Here is a 17,025-nt window from a genome sequence, read left to right as displayed (position 1 = left end):
ACGCAGACGAGGATGGGACTACTGTCCGCAAATGCCGTTGACTAGTGCGATGGATCTCGATCGGGGCAGTGCATGGGCTCGGCAGGCGCGGAGCTGCCTGCGGAGCGCTTGCATGCCCCACACACGAAAGGACTCGACCGGCCTAACCGGGACACCCTCGCCATCAGAAACCGGCAAAAATCCCGGCGGGGGATCGCCACCGAAGCGTGCGGTGCACCGCGGGTGCAAAACGCATGTCCCGCTTCTGGCCCGAGACGCCTTCTACTTCGCAACCGTGCCGCGCAGCCCGCGGGCTAGGCGCAGGTGAGCGCGTCTCGGCTGCCCGACTCCCTACGAGTGGGCGGCCCGACCAGAGGCGCTCCCGCCTTGTCGATCGCGACGCAGGAGGCCTGCGTCGTATGCATTCGCAGCCCTGCCTCAAATCCACAATCCACGATGGAATTGGTCTCCTCCCGCTCGGGGCGTCGCCTGGCCCTGCTGCTAGCGTGCGTTTGCCTGCAGGGGGTTGGTCACGCCCCGGCCGCCACGGTCTACGTAGCGCCGTGGGGCGACGACGCCAACCCGGGCGCTTTTGATCAGCCCAAAAGGAACGCCCAGATAGCGCTGAACGCTCTGCAGCCGGGCGACACACTCTACTTCCGCGAAGGGCTCTACTCGCTGAATGGCCCGCTGACGCTCTCCAAGTCGGGGAGCCCAGACAACTGGATTACGATCGCCAGCGCGCCGGGCGAAACCGCGGTGCTCGACGGCGCCCTGTCTGCGCGGGACGACGACTCGATTCTCGAAGTGCGCGGGCAGAACTACGTCAAGATCGAGAACCTGCGGCTGCAGAACTCCAAGGACCAGGGCATCTCGGTCTGGAAGTCAAAGCATGTCGTGATTCAGAACAACCACACCTACAACACCTACGGACCGGGGATCGGGGTGTGGGGTGACGCCGGCGCCCAAGCCCCCAGCCAGTACATCACGGTTTGGAACAACAAAGTAGAAAAGCCCAACTCCTGGGACGCCCCCGGCGAACACCCCAACCCCGCTCCCAACCACCCGCCGCACGAAGGCATCTCCCTGGGCCGCGTAGAAGACTTCGAGGTCGCTTACAACGAGGTGTGGGGGGGTCAGAAAGAAGGGATCGACTCCAAGGGGCCCAACAAGCGGGGCGTGATCCACCACAACTACGTCCACGACCTACCCCGCGTGGGGATCTACGTCGATGCGTGGACCAGCGGCATCGAGGACATCGAGATCCACAACAACATCGTGCACGACTCGTACAGCAGCGGCCTCAGCGGTCTTGTCTCCATCAACTCAGAAGACAACCAGACGGTCGACAACGTCCGGGTGCACCACAACCTGGGCTACAACATCAAGCGACGCATCTTCCACGTCAACGGCAGCCCGCTAACTTCCAACGTGAAGATCTGGAACAACACCGGGCTGGATGCGGATCACGGCGTGCTGCTGACCGGCAACCTGCAAGACATCACCATCGAGAACAACATCCTTAACAACATCCGGTTCCAGATCCTTAAGGACGATTCCAGCGGAACGGGCCGGACAATCGATTACAACCTGCTGAACGCCAACCCCACTTTCGCCAACGCGTCGTCCGACGATTACCGCTTGGCCCCCGGTTCGAGCGCGATCGACGCCGGCAACCCCGACCCGGCCTACAACGACCCAGACGGTTCGCGCAACGACATCGGCGCCTTTTACCTTGGCCAGACGAACACGAGTTGGGACTACTGGCTCGGGGCGGGTTGGGACCAAGGCGCCCCGCCGCACCCCTGGGACCTGAACGACCCCGTCGGTCCCGGCGGCGCCGATCCGGGCTACGAGCCCGCGGTGCTACTGTTCGCGGACGACTTCATCCTCGACCCCTTGGCGCCCGGCCCCGTGGGACGGGGGGGCGCCGCCCCCCTCCCCACCAACGGCTGGGCCGAGTCCGGCGCCTGGACCAACTCTGCCGAGCCAGACGCCCAAGGCGTGGTCCGATCCGTTGCCCGGGGGCTCAGCGGATCGCTGACCCGTGCTATTTCCACCGAAGGCTACCACAACGTCGCGATCGAGCTGTTCGTGATGCAAGACGAATCAGCCAGCTACGAGACGCTGGAGAACGTGGTGAACAAATCGCCCGACTGGGGCGACTACTTCGAGTTGCAAATCAACACCGGCGGCGTCTGGGAGACCGTGCTGCTGGACCACGGCCAGTGGAATGGACAGAACGAGCCGGGCGCCTCCGGATGGAGCGGCCAACCAGGGAGCAACTTCAACCTATCGACCGGCTTTATCGATCTCCCTTCCACCGCGGACGACAACGCCAACCTGCAAGTCCGGCTCATCACACACGCGAGCCAGCCGAGCGAAGTCTGGTTCATCGAGTACTTTCAACTCCGAGGCGACACCGTGACAACCATCTTGGCAGGCGACTACAACAACGACGGACAAGTCGATGCCGCCGACTACTCCGTCTGGCGCGACCACTACGGGGGCCAAGCCCCCCTGACGAACGACCCCTACGGCGACCAGAACCTCGGCCCCATCGGGACCGAGCAATACGACCAGTGGCGGTCGAACTTCGGACGCACCGGCCAGCAGGGCGCCACTTCCCAGTCCTTGGCGACGCCCGAGCCTCGCGCCATCCATCTTGCGGTGCTGCTCTTGGCCGCGCGGTTTGCAGGCCGACACCGCTGGCTTGCGACTGCGTCTGGCCGGCGTGCCGGGGCGTGGCTGCTGGCGCTTTGCATGCTCGCGTTCCAGGCGGCCTGCCCCGACGCCACTTGGGCCACCGAGGGCTCGAAGCAAGGGGGATCGGTTAAGGTGACTCACCTGCGATGCGACAGCCTCGAGAACCCCCGCGGCATCGACCGGGCCGAGCCGCGTCTCGCGTGGCGGCTCGAGGCGTCCCCGACGCAGCGCGGTGTGCAGCAAACAGCCTACCACGTCCTCGTCGCGAGCTCGCCCGAAACGCTCGATCGCGGCGAGGGAGATCTGTGGGACTCTGGCGTTGTGCAGTCGGATCGTTCAATTTCGATTCCTTATGCAGGCGCTGCGCTGCGGTACGGGGCTCGCTGCTACTGGAAAGTGAAAGTCCGCCTCGCCGATGGCCAGTGGACCCCTTGGAGCGGGACCGCGAGTTGGTCGATGGGGCCGATGAACCGCGGAGACTGGTCGGCCGAGTGGATCGGATCGCCGAAGTCTCATGTGGTGGTGAATGACGCCCCGCTTGAGGGGGAGTTCTTCGCGGACCCATGGGTTCGGGAGGAGTTCGACCTGCCGGACAAACCGACCGAAGCGGTCATCTACGTCGCATCCATTGGCTACCATGAGCTGTACGTGAACGGGACCAAGATCGGCGACACGGTGCTAGAGCCTTGCGTTTCCGATCACTCCCAGCGGGCCAGGTACGTCGCCTACGACATCGCTGGCGCCCTGCGCCCCGGCAAGAACGTGATCGGGTTCTGGCTCGGGACATCGTGGTCGATCTTTCGCCCGTACCAAACTCCTGGCCGGCCAGACACCCCGCTGGTGCTCGCCCAGGCGGACCTCAAGTTCCCGTCGGGCGAGACCATCCGCATCGCGACCGATGGCGCCTGGAAGACCCACCCAAGCCCCAACGTGCTGCTGGGCGAGTGGTGGTTCAGGAACTACGGCGGCGAGTTCTACGACGCCGGCCGCGAGGCGCCCGGTTGGTGCGATACGCCCTTCGACGACTCGGCGTGGAACACCGTGCGGATCTGCCCGCTGGAACTGAAGGTCACTGCTGCGGCGCTCGAGCCCAACCGCCGTGTGACCAAGATCGAACCGCAGGCGATTGAGGAGCGGGGCGAGAATCAATACCGCATCGACATGGGCGTCAACTACGCGGGGCTGTTTGAGATCGACCTAACCGGCCAACCGGGCGACTTGGTGACGCTGGATTGGTCGGAACACCCCGACGAACGCCGGACCCACAACATCCATAGCGCCTTCCGGATCGGTCCGACCGGCAAGGGGACCTTCCAGAACCGCTTCAACTACGGATCGGGGAGGTGGATCACCATCGGCGGGCTACGCACCCCTCCGAAACTGTCCGACGCACGCGGCTACTTGGTGCGGAGCGACTTCCCCCGGGTGGGCCGCTTTGAGTGCTCCGATCCGCTGCTGAACAAGATCTACGACACGACCTGCTGGACGTTCGAGAACCTGAGCCTTGGCGGGTACGTCGTCGACTGCCCGCAACGCGAACGGATGGGCTATGGGGGCGATGCGCACGCAACGACGCAGATGGCCGTGAACACCTACGGCCTGGCCGCGTTCTACTCGAAATGGTGCGAGGACTGGCGGGACGTGCAGGGCCATCTCCCTTCTTGGGGCTTGGGCGAAGACGCCAAGACTCGGCCTGCGCCCGACGAGGGGGCGTTGCCCTACACAGCTCCGACCTACTGGGGAGGGGGCGGCCCGATCTGGAGCGGAATCTGCATCACTCTGCCGTGGCTCGCCTATCGACATTACGGGGATCAAGCGGTGCTCGAAGACAACTTCCCCATGATGCAGAAGTGGCTGGCCTACCTCGATTCGAAATCGGAAGACGATCTCTTGCTACGCTTCGGCGGGCAGTGGGACTTCCTCGGCGACTGGCTCTGGCCTGGCGCGTCGGGGATCAACGGAGACACGCGGGAAAGCCTGTTCCTCAACAACTGCTTCTGGGTCCACAACCTGGAGACCGCCGCCAAGGTCGCCGCGGCCCTGGACCGTCCCGAGCAAGCGGCCCAATACGCAGGCCGCGCCGAGCAAGTGCGGCAAGCGATCCACCGCGAGTTCTTTGACGAGCAGAGCGGCGGCTACGTCAGCAACTTGCAGGCCTGCCTGGCGATCGCCCTGATGGTCGACGTCCCCCCCAGCGAGGTCCGCCCGCGGGTCGAGCATAGGTTCGTGGACGAAGTTCTGATCCACCGCGACGGTCACTTCTGGGGCGGCATCACCGGGGGCTACTTTATCTTCGGCCACCTGCTGCAGAGCGGACGCAACGATCTCGCCTACACGATGGTCTCAAAGCCGGATTACCCGGGCTGGGGGAACATGATGCGTCAGGGGGCAACCACCCTGTGGGAGAGCTGGGAGGGTCACAAGTCGCGCCTCCACAGCTCGTACCTCCATGTGGGCCCATGGTTCATGGAGGGCCTCGCCGGCATCGTGCCAGACGATCAGCACGCGGGCTACAAGCACTTCTTCGTGCGGCCCGGCCTGGACGCAAGCGACTCGATCACTTGGGTCAGGGCGTCGTACGACTCACCCTACGGCGAGATCCGTGTCGCCTGGGAGAAGATTCACGGTGAACTGAGGCTCCGGGTCACGGCGCCCCCCAACACCTCCGCCACTTTGTGTCTCCCTATCGCCCACGCTGCGCGGATTACTGAAGGCGGAACGACCATCGAAGGGGGTTGGATCACACAGCGAACCCCTAGCGACGGGCAGATGAAAATCACGATCGGCTCGGGCGAATATGACTTCGTCGTGCCGCTAGCCGACCTGAACGTTCGTTCCGCCGAAAAGCCACAAGCGACATCCCTACCATGATTCGACGCCACGTTCTGTTCGCGCTCGCATTGTCGCTGACGTTCTCGATCGGGCTGCGTTTCACTCCCAGCGCAATTGGACAACCAGCGGACCGTCCCAACATTCTCTGGATCACGTCCGAAGACAACTCGGCGTCTTGGCTTGGCTGCTACGGCAACGCTTTGGCCAAGACCCCGCGGATCGACCGACTCGCCGCGGAGGGGGTCCAGTACCGCAACGCGTTCTCGAACGCCCCGGTGTGCGCGGTGGCCCGCTCCACGCTGTTCACCGGCGTCTACGCGACGACGCTGGGGACACAGCACATGCGTAGCCGGCACGCGATACCCGACCGCTTTCGTCCGTACGTGAGCTACCTACGCGAGTCGGGCTACTACTGCACCAACAACTGGAAGACCGACTATAACTTTCTCGGCGAGGACGAGTCGTGGTGGGACGACTCCAGCGAAACCGCCCACTACCGCAACCGGCCCGAAGGCGCCCCTTTCTTCGCGGTCCTCAACTTCACCACCTCGCACGAGAGCTCGCTGTTCACGGAGAAGACCGCGCAGTACCGGCAATCGGGCCTGATCCCGCCTGCGCCTCGGCTCGATCTCGATCAGGTCGAGGTGCCGCCCATCTACCCCGACACACCCGTCGTCCGCCGCGATATCGCGGTCTATCACGACGTGATAACGGCCATGGATCAGCAGGTTGGCCTGGCTCTCGACGAGCTCGAGGCCGCGGGTTTGGCCAATGACACGATCGTGTTTTACTACTCCGACCACGGCGGCGTGCTCCCCAGGAGCAAGCGGTTTGTCTATCACACGGGCGTCCATGTTCCGCTGATCTTCCGAATCCCGCCAAAGTTCGCGAACGACGCCACGCCCCCCGGCGGGAGCCAGATCGACTCGCTGGTGGAGTTTGTTGACTTGGCCCCCACGGCGCTCGCGCTGGCGGGGATCACCCCCCCCGAACACATGCAGGGGCGGCCGCTGCTTGCCGGCGAGGGGGCTCAGCCGCGGCGTTACGCCTTTCTGTACGGCGACCGATTCGACGAAACCCTGCGGATGCACCGCGCGCTGACCGACGGCGAGTACCGCTATGTGCACAACTTCTACCCCCACCTCCCCGGGACCCTGCAAAACGAATACCCCTACGGCATCGCGACATGGCGGGTGATGCGCGCCATGGCCAAACGTGGCGAGCTGTACGCCACGCTTGCCCCGTTCTGGAAGGCGCCCCAACGCACAGCCGAGCTGTTTCGCGTTGCGGTGGACCCGTGGGAAACAGTGGACCTGATCATCGACAACAAGGCTCCCAAACGCGATCGGGATCGAGCCGCGGCGATGCGCTCGGTATTGCGGGCCCGCATGCTGGAAACGCGAGACCTGGGCGTCATCCCCGAGGCGTTTTGGGGAGAGCTGGCCGCTGGGCAGACCATCTACGACTACGCGAACAACGGCGACTTCCCGTGGGAGGAGGCCATCGACCTTGCTTTTGCTGCTAGCGATCAGGCACCGTCCAAACTGGGTCGCTTGAAGCAAGGCTTGGAAGACGAGCACCCCGTCCTCCGCTACTGGGGGGCGATGGGCTGCCTCGAACTCGGCGGAGCCGCGGCGCCGGCCTCGAATTCGTTGAAGAGGTTGCTCGAAGACCCACACGCCGCCAACAGAATCACCGCCGCGCACGCCCTCTACCGGATCGAGCCGTCGCAGTCGCGGTTGAATACGCTGGCCGACGAGGCGATCCACGCGCGGGACGACGCCTCTGCGACACTCGCGTTCCATACGCTCTACCAGCTCGATGCGACGTCGCGCGTCTCTACGCACGATCTTCGAACCATCGCACAGGCGAGCCCAACCGGCTATGCCGCAGTTTGGGCGAATCGACTGCTCGCAGAGAGGCCGAGGCGGTCCACGACTGACCGATCAGCGACGCACCGATAGCCAGCGACTATTGCTCCGCCTGCTGCTTCGCCTTCGTCTTCAGCGCCGCCTCGGCGTCGTCGCAGGCTTGGTCGGCGACTTGTTGCAGGTAGGCGGCAACTTCCGGGTCGATAGCAATGGATTCCGAACCCATTGATCGCGTCTGCATCCAGCCTGGGAGGGCCTTCACGTAGGGATCGCTCGGGGGGTTCCGCTTCCGCTCTTCTCCCACCCGCTGCTTGGCTGCATCGTCCATAGGCGCCCAGTCGCGCACCGTGGCGGGAAGACCCTCGGCCGACTTTCCGCTGAACGCGCGGACGAAGCAGCACAAATTCAGGTAGCAGCCCAAGGCGCCCGGATGCGCAGTATCCGGCGGGTCCTGGAGCAGCAGGTCGGGGCGCTCGCGGTACACCCGCGCCCACGCACTGGAGCACGGGACGTAGACCCGCACCCCGTTGCGAACCGCGGCTTCCAAAATCTTCTTTCTGCCGAGTTCTTCTCGATCGCTCCGTCTCCAACCCATTTCGTAGATCACCGGCTCGCTCCCGGCGTCCCGCGCGGCGCGGCAATACGTGTCGATCGCGGCGCCGTGCTCCTCGCCATCTTCGCCCGTAATGAACTGGGCTACCGCCATGAGAACCACGTAATCGAAGTCCCCGTCCCGCACCACGTCGAGAAAAGTGCTTCCTCGCGGCACGCCGTACTCGTAGTCGTCGTACCCATCGCGCAGGTAGACGTGGATGCCGCTGCCGCTCCGCCCGGCAAGAATGGCCTTGGCGGGCATGCCCGCGTGGGCGCTCAGCAGTTCGGCCACTTGAAGCGGCATGTCGTTGAAGTAGGTGCTGCTCGAGCCGGCGAACAAGATTCGTCTCGGAGCAACAGCCACTTCCGCTTGGGCGCGCGACGGGGATCCGATGCACAAGCCCGATAGCAGTAGCGCCGAAGCTAGGGCGTGTGAGCAGCCTTTCTTGATGTGCATCGTTGGATCTCGCAAGGGGTCGCGCTGATGACATGTGTCGGGCGGCGGCAGGCGACCCCGAATGTCCGCCTTCGACGCCGCCAACTATTCGCTAGGGAGGCTCGCCCGCATCGCCTCGATGCGGGCCTCAAGTCCCTCGGCGTCTTCCTTGTAGGCGGCGCTGGTGAAGGCGTTCATCTGCGAGGCAAGCTGCTCATAGATCTCTTTGCGCTCACCCGTGGACGTATCTCGTTGTCGAGCCAGTTGGGTCAACAAGTCGACCGCGAGCTTCTCGGTTCTCACCTCGTCCCCGCGAGACGCAACTGCTTGAAGACTCTCCAAACGCAGCCGCACTTCCGGGAAGGTGTTGACGGAGGTGCTGGGAGAGCACCCCAAGGCCGAGGCCACTACGCATACCAAACAAGCGGCGCCTCGAGAAAGACTCGCGTTGGGATAAAGCACGTTTCGAGCGCCGAGGGGGACAGGGGGGCCGGGGGAGTCCATGGGTACGCGTTGATCGACCTTCCTGGTAGCTAACCAGCCGCGGGGGCGGGTATGGTTTGCTCCATCGCCTTGATGCGTTCGAGCAGCTTTGCCTTGTCCTCCTTGGATGTCGCCTCGACGAATGCACTTGTCTGATCCGACAAAGAGGCCAACACACTGGCTGCTTCTCCCGATGCACGGCGGCTGTGATTGCTGAACGACTCCTTCAACTCTTGGGCAACCATTGCCGCCATCTTCTTCGGCGCCGATTCGGTGGCGCTCCTCAAGGTCTGCAAGTTCTCGAGGGCTTCACTGTAGTCCCAAACATCCCCCTCCTTCGGCCGGCCCATGCAACCTTGGCAAACGGGCACCGCGAAGCAGACAAGCGTGAAGATCAGCACGAACTTCTGGGGCAGGGCGGCCCTCCGGTGACGCAACTTCATGGTTCGGTCTGCTGTTGGTTGCTTTGCGGGGTGGCCGCTGGAACGGATCATCCGATCGGGTGATTGCGGTTCGAAACAAGGGATCAGTAGCTGCCGACCACGAGGCCGTCGTTCATCATCCCGAGACGCTGATAGACGCCAAGCCGCTCGGTGATGGAAGCCTTGGGGCTCCAGCTTGCGCTGTTGCAGTACCACTCTTTGCAGGTGTCGATGTTCGATTCGATGTCATCGGAGATGAAGTGGACCGAGCAGTCGGCGAACACGAACTGGGCGCCCCCGGGGTGGAGGCTGCGGAAGCCGCCGCGAGACTCGGCGCCGTTCAAATGGAACGACACGCCGCCGCCGACGTTGGGGGTGCCGAAAGTAGAGCTGGCGTCGGCCGGTTTGCCGACCCCGGCCCAGACGGCTGCCTTGCCGTTGAGGATAAAGCTGCGTTCCCCAAGGGCCAAGGTCTTGCTGGTGCCGTCGGTGATCTGCTCCATCTTGGTCTTGCTGTTGCCGTAGAATACCCCAATGCCGTCGCCTTCTTCATCGCCGAGCCCACGGGACTCTCCCAGGGGCTGTGCCAAGCCGTGGCAAGCGACGTAGTTCGATAGCGGCACCCGCAGGCTGTTGATGTTCTTATCTTCGTTCATATCGGGGCCGGTGTCCGAGGGGCACCTTAGGTTCGGGATCACCGTGAGCAGCGCGTGGTTGTTCTGACCGGCCGCGGTTGCCGCTAGCTTGACCGTTTCTAGGTCTTTGTTACTGACGTCCATGGCGTCGAAGATATTCCGCTGCTCCATGTAAGGAAACAGCGCGACGTTCCAGCCCCAACCCGCACGGTCCGGGTTCTTGCGATCAAACTTCCACCCGGACGGGAAGTAGCCGACCGTGTCGTGGTGGTTGTGCAGCGCGATAGCCATCTGACGCAGGTTGTTGTTGCAGGAACTCCGCCGGGCCGCTTCGCGAGCCGCCTGAACCGCCGGGAGAAGCATCGCGACAAGCACCCCAATAATCGCGATCACAACTAGCAACTCGACCAGGGTGAAACCAGTGCGGGACGATTTCATGTCAGGAATTCCTTCTTGAGAAGATGAACTTCGCCGCTCCAAAACGGCGTAACTTGTAGCTGGCGCAGCAAACTAACCCCCGGCGCCGTTGCGCATCGACCCTAGCCCCGCGGGATTGTCCCGCAAAGCGGCGCGCGTGCGCGACGCGGGCCCGCTTTCTTCGACGTTTCTTTGCGTCAGCACAACATACATCGAGTCGTGCGGCGCTTTCAGGCTCACCTCCGACCCCTCCCGTACCAGAGGCGCTCGCTCCGTTGGGTAGCCGTTGGCGTCCAAAGCGTAGGCGTGTGTCACCGCATCGTTGACGAGGCGGATACGCACGCCAGTCGACCGGACCCGCCAGGGGGGCTCGCCGGTGGAGCCGATCTGTTCGCCGGTCACCGATCTCCCCTTAACCTCGTACGTCGACGCCGTCGACTCCCAGCCCGTCAGACGGGCCGTGGAGCCAATCTGGATTAAAACCTCACCCGACGTCCGCAGCGGCATCCCATCAAGCGACACCACGCTCACCGCAGCGTACTCGTCCTGCGACTCAATCAGCGTATCTTGCAGACGGAATTGGCCCCCCGCATCCTTCAGAAATCCGGCGACGCCCTGGGCCCTCTCGCAGTCCATCGTGCAGAAGCCGAGACGATAGTTCCAAACCGCCTGACCGTTGGAGGCCGCAATCGCTCCCGCGTCTGGGTCGATAGCAGAAGAAAAATCAACCACTTCGGTCGAGTTGCTCGGCGCGCCGAGCCGCTCGGAAACCGCGCCCACGAGAAACGCGGAGCGGCTGATCCGGCCCCCCTCACGAGCCCCTGAGCCAAGCTCGGCCTCTGTCCAGTCGGGCTGGTAGATCTCGTTGTCGTCAATCTTGGGCGGGTCACGGTTCAGGATCGAGTCCAGAGTGCGTTCGATGCGAGCTACGGTGCTCCCTTCCGCGATGTAACCATTCCGGAAAGTCACCGCGGCCGCCGGGAACATCCCCAACAGCATCGGTGTGGAGCAGCTCCACTTGTGATGCGCCAGGCTGTCGCCGGAGGGCCACATCTTCCTCCGCGGATCGACGCACCACTCCGGCTCCAGGGCCGTAAACCAGTAGACGCCGTCTACCGAGCTGAGTGATTGGTACAGCGCCACCAAGAAAGGTCCCTCGGCTTGGTAGAGGTTGGGGTTCTTCCAACTCGTCTCGGTCAAGAGGAAGGGTCGCCCCGGCTGGCTCTTGTAGTTGCAGACGTGCTCGAACGGGCTGAATAGGCACGATCGATTCTGCAGGAAGTGACCGGCGTCGATACGGTAGTTGCTGTGTTCGCCCACGTGCTGGTCATCCAGGCCGAAGTATTCGTTCTCTGCGTCGATGTCCAGCGCAGCATACGTCCAGCGTTCGATCGCTTTCAGACGTTCGTCATTCGCGGTGCGCCAGTTGCTCGCGTTTAGCAGTTGCCGGCAGCCCAGCTCATCGCGCAGGAATCGGCCCGTGGTCGCGTAGAAGTCTCGCTGAAGTTCGGCCAAAAACTCAACTTCGTCACGGAGCCGGATGTCGCGCTGGTCGCCCCACGTGCGTGACTGCTCGTAGGGGCCCAGCAGCCCGGCCCGACCCCGGTCGAAGTCGTCGAATTCCGAACTTGTGTTCGGCCAACGTTCGGCCGCTTTTTGCAGCGAGCCGTACCGCTCGGTAAGCCAATCTCCGAAGAGCTGCGCCGCTTGGGTCTTTTGCTCATCCGGCAGAGCTCCGAAGGTCCAGAAGAACACGCTGTCTTCGTTGTGGACCTGCAGGATCGCGACGGTGGGGTCCTCGGCGATGGGAAGCCCGGTGAAGGGGTTCCGAGTGGTGTAGAGCTTGCGTGTCCAGACGCGGTACGCGTCTTGGAGTCGCGGGTCGAGGAAGAGGGCGCCCCAGGGCTCGCCATGCGTTCTCGAATAGCCATCAAGGCGCCAGCTCGTCGGCGTGCGGTGGTTTGCGTAGTAGGGAGAGATCGTCAGATAGATGCCGTTCGATTTGGCGGCCGCCACAAAGCGAAACACTCCTTCGAGCGTCTCGGAGTCGACTTCGTCGATGCTCGCACCCTCGCTCGTATCCGCTATCGTCAGGTGCAGTCGCACCATGTTGACCCCTCGCTTCGCCAGGAAGCGGCAGTGGCGTTGCAGGGCCTCCTGCCAGCGGGCGTCGTCTGCTCCGGATGGGCGCCGAAGGGCTTCAGAACCGATTGCCCAGAACCGGACCGGCGAGCCGTCGCCCAAGACGAACGACGAGCCATCGGCCGAGAGCCGCACAAATCCCGACTGCCCTGAGTTGGCTTCATTCAATCGCCGGAGGTCGAGCAAGGCATCGGGCGTAAATGCGTCGGCCTTGGCTTGAAACGCCCAGTCGGTGACGGCTTGCTGCGACCCGATGACGGGTCCCCCAGCACTTGCGGTGGCCGGCAGTCGCTCCCCGCCAATCGCGGGCGAATGGGCAAGGGTGAGCGCCAACAGAACCGCTACGTGGAAGCCCCTGGCAAGCCGCGTTCGCTGCGGCGCAAACCACGGGAACGACGCTCCTGTCCGCCGGGGAGATCGTAGGGTGTCGGGGAACAGGGCCATGAAGCAACGTTCTGCAGTGTTGGGGGAAAGATAGGAACACAAGCGGCTCGCAGGCCTTCCACCGATTGCTCGCCTAGGCGCTGCCCCGCACCTAAGGAACCCGGCCTGAGCCTGGAACCGCTTGCGGTCCCTCCCGGCGGGCCAAGCGAGTCAGCCCGCGAAGCACAATCGACATTACCGACCGCAAAGCTTGGCCGCCCGAACCGCCGCCAGAGAAGCCAAAGCCAGCAGCGCCGCGGCGCTGGGCTCCGGCACCGTGGCGGCTGGGGGGGCCACTACTGCCGCGTCCGCAAGGCGAGCGCGATCTGCCCCACACGCCGCTGGTTCGTGAACGGGAAGTCCCAGAACAGGTTGTACGTACCTGCCTCCACCCCGCCGTTCTCTCCGACCGTGCCGACAGTCGACGAGACGAACTGGATGTTGCCGTTGTATTGCAGCGTCTGCGAACCGGGCTCGATAATCCCGTCGCCAGCGAACACGGTGGCCGACTGGCTCGTGCGGTCGTTGAACAGCACGCTCAGGATCGCGGAAGTCTGCGTGGTCGTGATCTGAGTGTCGGTCGGGTCCGGCAGCACCGTGGCGGCGGGGTCGTACTTCACCACGGTTGCATCCACGCCGGAAGTGTTGTTCACTTGGTAGGCAAGGACGGACCACGGCGCCGTATCGAATACGTCTTCACCGGTGCTGCCGAAGTTCTGGCTCCAAAAGTCGTAGTCTTCTTGATCGACGACGCCTGGGGTCGTCGCGGCGGGGTTTTGACCGGGAAAGGGAGCGAGGGTTGCGTCGAGGTTGTCTCTCCAAACCGTGTAGTCCGCCGCGTCGGTCGCGAGGTCGTTGTTGTAATCGGCTGGAAAGACCAGACCCACAGCCGCGGTAGTGACCTCGACCGCCACAACGCCATCGGTCACCGGGCCGTAAGCGTATGCGGAGCGGCCTTGCTGCATCCACGTCGCCGGGGAGCCATTGAAGGTGATTCCAGCAATATCCTGGACGTCATCGTCCTTGTAGATGGCCACCGCGAGATAGGAGCTGCTAGTGTTGGCAGCTTGAAAGTTAAAGGTGAAAGAAGAAGCATTGCCCACCCCAACCAAGGCCGGATCGCCGGGGAGCAGAGCGACGTCCGTGACGCTCAGTGGAGCGACCGCCGCATTGACAATTGTCACCGCGTGGGCGACCGGAACCGCCGAGATCAACAACCCTAAACTCAGCACGGGGGCCCAGGCCCGACGTGCCCCCAACAGCCAACGGGACGCTACATTCATCGTGTGCACCTTTTTGGGTCTCAGAAGCAGTCAAAAGTCACTGGAGCAGCCGGGCCCTACGTCGTTTCAAGCGGGCCCTTCGTGGTTTCAACCAGCCCATGCCGGATGAGGTCCAACCCAGAACACGAGGTTCAGCAAGACAACGTCAAGAACGACAACCGATTAGCAATGGAAAAGTCGACCGGCCCCTATCAGGCCCGCGGAGCCAGCACGCTGCGGCGCCGAACCGTAGGCAGCGCCAACGGAGCAGCGACCCGTTCGCTAGCCCTTGGGACCGCCTCGCCTGCCTCCTGGACCGCACCGCTGGACCCGCGTGTTGGCACAAAGCACCTTGCGGTGTCGCAGCCAAGGTTAGAGGCGGCGCGCTCCGCTTACGGGACAAAAAATCTCGGGCGGCTGCCCAACGATTCTCGAAAACCACCTCGTCCGTGCGCGCAGCGGCCTCGCGCACCTGACGCCTAGAATGTCGTGGCAGGCCGGCCGGTCGATCCGGCCCCCCCGCTAAATAATGGTCGCTCAGGAAATACCCTGTCCCGAAGACGGCGCCCGTCGCCTCTGTACTATCCAGGAGGACTCATGCCAAGCAGTCCAAAAATGGGCGCCGCCGTAGGCGCAATTGCATGCAGCACGCCCACTTACGAGCAATTTCAAGAGGTGGGTGAACCATTGGAGAACGACCGTCATGACGTCCTTCGTTTGCTGATCGAGCATCGCAATTCGCTGTTCGGGTTCATTTTCGCGGCTGTTCGCGACCATGACGCCGCGGAGGAAGTGCTGCAGGAAGTGTCCGTTGCGGTGTGCGAGAGCAGCGGCAGTTTCCAAGTGGGAACCAACTTCGGCGCCTGGGCCCGGGAGATCGCCCGCCGGCGAGTTCTGGCCTATTGGCGTCAACGCGACGCGCGTCCGGCGCTGCTGTCGGATGAGCTGTTGCAGAACGTTTCCGACGGGTTCCGGCGGGTCGAAGAACAGTCCGCCCCGATCGAGCAACGCAAGGCGCTGCGTACCTGTCTCGCGAAACTCGAGCCGACCCTGCGTCAGTTAATCGAACAACGTTACGCAAAGCGGATCAGCCTCGGCGATCTCGCTGTTCAAATGGGGCGTAAGCAAGAAACGGTCCGGAAGTCGCTCTATCGGGCGCGGATGGCCCTTAGGAAGTGCATTGAGTTTCGCCTCGCCAGTAAAGGGGCTCAGGAATGAACGAGAACCAAAATCCAAGCACGGCCGAGGCAGACCACTGGGGGAAGGTCTGCCTGGACTACCTCGAAGGTGGCGAGAAGGCCCCCTTGCCAGAGTTCCTCCAGCTACTGCAAGACCCGCGCTTCTGCGCCACGCTCGCCGGATACTCGATCGACTACGGGGAGCTCCAGAGTCTCTCGTCGGAGGACGGGGACGCCAGAGTTCAGGACAGCCCCGCCACGATCGAAGCCGCTTTTGCGGCCGCTGTCGGGGTTCCTTGCGATGCGATCGGGGCAACACCTGCCAAGCGGTCGGGGGTGAGACGGCCGGCGAAGGCGGGGGCAAGTTCTGGCCGCTGGAACGCCGCGCTGCTGGCCGGCGGCTTAGGGGTGTTGGCGGCATCACTGCTGGCGGGACTATTCGTCGCCTCACGCCACTGGGGCGACGCGCCGTTTCGACCCCACGTCGCCCGGGACGCCGACGCACTCGATGCAGCGGATCGCGGCATTCAGGCGGTCGCCTGGTCGGGTCAGGTGATGGTCGACGGCAAGAAGGTCGGCTGGGATGCGGGGGAGGAGGTGTGGCTCCGCAACGGCGTTGTGGTCGCCACCGGAGGGGGGAGCGGTCTGGTGAGCCTGAGGTACGCCGACGGCACGATCGTGGAGCTGGCCAGCGAGAGCACCGCGTCGTTCGAGCTCCGCGGAGGCCAAAAGCTGGTGGACGTGGAGGCGGGTTTTGTGAGCGCGTCGGTCAAGCCTCAACCGGCCGGAAAGCCGCTTAAGATTACGACGGCAGAAGCAACCATCGAGGTGGTGGGTACGGAGCTGGCGATCAGCCGGGTCCCGAGCGCGACAACTCTGAGCGTCTCGGGAGGTCAAGTGCGGATGTGGCGGAGCACCGACGGCGAGTTAGTGGAGGTGAACGCGGGTGAGTACGCCGTCGCCTCGACGCCGGAGAACGGCGACCGATCGCCCGAGTATCGGGCCTTCGACCTCGACCGTTGCCCCGATCAGTGGGTCGAAGACTTCGAAGACGGGCTGCCGTCGGAGTGGAATAGCGGCTCCTGGGTTTCCCAGGGGCTCCCCGATGGGTCCAGCGGCGGCGTCACCGCGAGCAAGAGTCTTGACGGGGACGACTTCGGGGTAGCCACCGGCGTCGACCAGGAGATCTGGAAGCGGGGGCTGGTGTCGATCCATGAAGACAGCGTTCTGAACCTGCGGATGAAGGTCAGCCGAGACGATTTCTACCATGTGCTCGTCTTCATGCGCGGACGCATGCACTACGAGTATCAAGAACCGCATCGACAGCGTTCCGATTGGACCGGCAAGTGGCGTACGCTCAGCATCCCCCTTGCGGCGTTCAAGCGGACGGGCCGCGAGTTCGAGGGGGGCGATGATTTTGAGGCGCGAGATATGACTCCTCCGGTGCTCGACCGACCGATCTACATGGTCATGGTGAGCTCTCAGAAGCGGGACTTGGGGCTGGTGATCGACCGGATGTGGATCTCGCGAGATCCATCGGTTACCGAGCCGACCGTTACGACCGATGTCGAGTAGCCGGTTCGGAACCGACCCGGTGCTCACAACCTTCATCACTCCGGCAGTGCCGGCGTGACGCGCGCTAGCC

General features: G+C 63.7%; 10 protein-coding genes. 4 read left to right on the top strand and 6 right to left on the bottom strand.

The window, feature by feature from the left end:
• Positions 1-435 precede the first annotated feature (435 nt).
• Both Pla175_RS09655 and Pla175_RS09650 read left to right on the top strand, forming a co-directional pair.
• Positions 436-5,556, top strand: a complete 5,121-nt coding sequence (locus Pla175_RS09655; RefSeq protein WP_145283626.1) for an alpha-L-rhamnosidase-related protein — start codon at positions 436-438, stop codon at positions 5,554-5,556.
• Positions 5,553-7,481 carry a sulfatase family protein gene (locus Pla175_RS09650; RefSeq protein WP_145283623.1) on the top strand — a complete coding sequence of 643 codons (1,929 nt, stop codon included), beginning with the start codon at positions 5,553-5,555 and terminating at the stop codon, positions 7,479-7,481. The genes Pla175_RS09655 and Pla175_RS09650 overlap by 4 nt, the downstream gene beginning before the upstream one ends.
• Before the next feature lie 7 nt (positions 7,482-7,488).
• On the opposite strand, the gene Pla175_RS09645 is transcribed toward Pla175_RS09650, so the two are convergent.
• From Pla175_RS09645 to Pla175_RS09620, 6 genes are all read right to left on the bottom strand, one after another.
• Positions 7,489-8,322 carry a hypothetical protein gene (locus Pla175_RS09645; protein WP_145283621.1) on the bottom strand — a complete coding sequence of 278 codons (834 nt, stop codon included), beginning with the start codon at positions 8,320-8,322 and terminating at the stop codon, positions 7,489-7,491.
• 201 nt (positions 8,323-8,523) lie between these two features.
• Entirely contained in the window at positions 8,524-8,721 is a 198-nt protein-coding gene (locus tag Pla175_RS09640; protein ID WP_145283618.1) for a hypothetical protein, read from the bottom strand.
• 230 nt (positions 8,722-8,951) lie between these two features.
• On the bottom strand, positions 8,952-9,344 hold the full coding sequence (locus Pla175_RS09635; RefSeq protein WP_145283616.1) for a hypothetical protein: 393 nt from the start codon (positions 9,342-9,344) through the stop codon (positions 8,952-8,954).
• 83 nt (positions 9,345-9,427) lie between these two features.
• Entirely contained in the window at positions 9,428-10,396 is a 969-nt protein-coding gene (locus Pla175_RS09630; RefSeq protein ID WP_145283614.1) for a DUF1559 domain-containing protein, read from the bottom strand.
• A 72-nt stretch (positions 10,397-10,468) separates the two neighbouring features.
• The gene (locus tag Pla175_RS09625) at positions 10,469-12,850 is read right to left on the bottom strand and encodes a hypothetical protein (RefSeq protein ID WP_145283611.1); all 2,382 of its coding nucleotides are present in this window, start codon (positions 12,848-12,850) and stop codon (positions 10,469-10,471) included.
• A gap of 386 nt (positions 12,851-13,236) precedes the next feature.
• On the bottom strand, positions 13,237-14,223 hold the full coding sequence (locus tag Pla175_RS09620) for a hypothetical protein (RefSeq protein WP_145283609.1): 987 nt from the start codon (positions 14,221-14,223) through the stop codon (positions 13,237-13,239).
• A 594-nt stretch (positions 14,224-14,817) separates the two neighbouring features.
• Here Pla175_RS09620 and Pla175_RS09615 point away from each other — a divergent pair.
• A complete protein-coding gene (locus Pla175_RS09615) occupies positions 14,818-15,420 on the top strand; it encodes a sigma-70 family RNA polymerase sigma factor (protein ID WP_197527386.1) in 603 nt (200 codons plus the stop codon).
• A complete protein-coding gene (locus tag Pla175_RS09610) occupies positions 15,417-16,955 on the top strand; it encodes a FecR family protein (protein WP_145283604.1) in 1,539 nt (512 codons plus the stop codon). Before Pla175_RS09615 ends, Pla175_RS09610 begins: the two co-directional genes overlap by 4 nt.
• Positions 16,956-17,025 lie beyond the last annotated feature (70 nt).

Source organism: Pirellulimonas nuda (genome assembly GCF_007750855.1).
GTDB classification, from domain to species: Bacteria; Planctomycetota; Planctomycetia; order Pirellulales; family Lacipirellulaceae; genus Pirellulimonas; species Pirellulimonas nuda.
Note: the sequence above shows the minus strand (reverse complement) of the source record. Positions and strands in the feature narration are given on the sequence as shown.

Coding starts and splice junctions, on each gene's coding strand:
- Pla175_RS09655 (WP_145283626.1), top strand. CDS start 436: ATGGAATTGGTCTCCTCCCGCTCGGGGCGTCGCCTGGCCCTGCTGCTA.
- Pla175_RS09650 (WP_145283623.1), top strand. CDS start 5,553: ATGATTCGACGCCACGTTCTGTTCGCGCTCGCATTGTCGCTGACGTTC.
- Pla175_RS09635 (WP_145283616.1), bottom strand. CDS start 9,344: ATGAAGTTGCGTCACCGGAGGGCCGCCCTGCCCCAGAAGTTCGTGCTG.
- Pla175_RS09630 (WP_145283614.1), bottom strand. CDS start 10,396: ATGAAATCGTCCCGCACTGGTTTCACCCTGGTCGAGTTGCTAGTTGTG.
- Pla175_RS09620 (WP_145283609.1), bottom strand. CDS start 14,223: ATGAATGTAGCGTCCCGTTGGCTGTTGGGGGCACGTCGGGCCTGGGCC.
- Pla175_RS09615 (WP_197527386.1), top strand. CDS start 14,818: ATGGGCGCCGCCGTAGGCGCAATTGCATGCAGCACGCCCACTTACGAG.
- Pla175_RS09610 (WP_145283604.1), top strand. CDS start 15,417: ATGAACGAGAACCAAAATCCAAGCACGGCCGAGGCAGACCACTGGGGG.